We start from the raw sequence: 2,171 nt of genomic DNA, 5'->3' as shown, positions 1-2,171 counted from the left end.
GCGAGTATGGTTATCTATTTTATGCTTGCATCACTTCGTTATAATACTCAAATAAATGTAACGTTGACTAATAGTGTGGTGGTTAAGAGCAGTCTTCAATCTGCAAAAGTGATTCTCATTGTTTTTATTGCCATATTTATTATTTACTCTACAAATTTCTTTATAAAGAAGCGTAAAAAAGAAGTAGGGTTATACTCTTTACTAGGTATAACTAAAAAACAAATTGGTACAATGTTATTTTTGGAAACCATAATAATGGGAATCGTAGCTTTAGTAATGGGAGTACTAATTGGCAGTGGGATTTCAAAGTTAGCTTTAGAAATACTAATGGGTTTAATGAAATTAAAGGTACCCGTTTATTTTGAGTTTTCTATAAAATCGCTAATAGATACATCCGTAGTCTTTTTAGCTATTTTATTATATACGGCTTGGAAAAACTCACGTGTAATTTATCAATTTTCTTTAATTGAGATGTTTCAAGCTGATCACCAAGGGGAAAGTATGCCAAAAGTATCCAGAATTATGGCATACATAAGCATTATTTTAATTGGATTAGGTTATTTGTCCGCCGTTTTTATTCGTGAAATCGTAAAATTTGTGAAGCAGCCTACGGATCCGGAACCTATGTATATCCCAATTATTATTTTAATTGCAATTGTTCTTGGAACATATTTACTATTCTCGTCTTATACAGTTGTTATATTAAAGAAAATGAGAAGTAAAAGAAAAATGTTTTATAATGGTATGAGCATAATGAACATTTCACAGTTAATATATCGAGTAAAAGGAAATGCAAAGTTACTTGCGACAATTGCTATATTAAGTGCCATATCTTTAACAGCAATTGGGGCTGTTGTATCAGGTTATTTTGAAGGACAATTTGAAGTGAACAGCAAGGCACCGTACAGTTTTTCATATAAAAAACAAGAGGATGCAATTGAAAAGCGCATACAGGGTGTTTTCGAAGAGAACAAGAAAAAAAATTCAATTATCCGTGATTTTGAAGTTGAAATGGTAACAGTTAAGGGAGGCCCTTTTGAGGAGGAAGGAAATACAAGTCTACCCAATCCCCCTTATAAAATATCATATGATTTTCAGCTTATGTCTCAATCTATTTTGAATAAGAATGCTAAAAATATGGGAGTGAAGGAAGTCAACTTAAATCCAGGAGAAATATTTATATATAATCTACAGCCTGATAAGAATTTTGAAAAGGGAAGTAGACTTCAATTACCCCTTGACGTTGAGCCGAAAATATCTGTCATCCAGGGTATCGAAATGCGTAAACTAACAAATTTAGGAGATTTGGTTGTCATTGTACCTGATCACCTCTATGAAATGGTTAAGCAAACACATCAGACCTATATTGTAAAAAATATTGATGTAACACAACAAAAGGATAGTAAAGAATTGACTGAAGGTTTATTAAAGATAGTACCTGATGATGATGTTACAATCAATACTTTCTATAAAGCAAATTCAAATGTTATGGAAATTTATGGGGTTACGTCATTTATTGGAGGTTTTTTAGGGCTCGTATTTGTACTGGCAACAGGTTCTATTATCTATTACAAACAATTATCTGAAGCGCATGCTAATCAAAGATATTATGAGACTCTTCGTAAGATTGGTGTTACGAAAAAAGAGGTAAGAACTTCAATTTCAAAACAAGTTCGCTTTAGTTTTATTTTACCCTTGATAATCGGACTTGTTCATAGCTTATTTGCTTTACGAATAATAAACGACTTACCTATAAACGACTTGCCTATTAATATCGTAATTCCTATTTTAATTAGTAGCGGTGTATATTGCATAATTTATTTCGGATATTATGTGTTAACTGTTTATTCGTATTTTAGAATTGTTTATAAATAATAAATTTTTTGATGTTACGTCAATAAAATCGGAACTAAAACTTACTAAATTTCAAATGGTGAATAAAATAGTTATTTTTAACTATTTTATTCACCAAGTTTAATATTTATTAAACTAATAATTAAATGAAAAATATTAAACTAAAGATAGTAAGGTATTTGAAAAAAATTTTATTAAAGAGATTTTTTGCATTCCTCCTGCAAATGAAAGATTTCGATGTAGAAACGTGAAATTGTAGAGCCTGGCGCAACACATAGCATTCAAAAAATCCTAAAATAATTTGTCTCCTCAAAGGC

1 protein-coding gene is annotated in these 2,171 nt (G+C 30.4%); it reads left to right on the top strand.

Annotated elements, in window-relative coordinates; all coding sequences use genetic code 11:
• Window positions 1-1,875: ABC transporter permease (locus ACZ76X_RS28945; RefSeq protein WP_479852474.1), on the top strand; the 1,875-nt coding region annotated here is incomplete at its 5' end.
• Window positions 1,876-2,171: the final 296 nt, after the last annotated feature.

This window comes from Bacillus sp. BC05(2025) (assembly GCF_056725905.1).
This window is presented reverse-complemented; position numbering and strand designations above follow the sequence as displayed.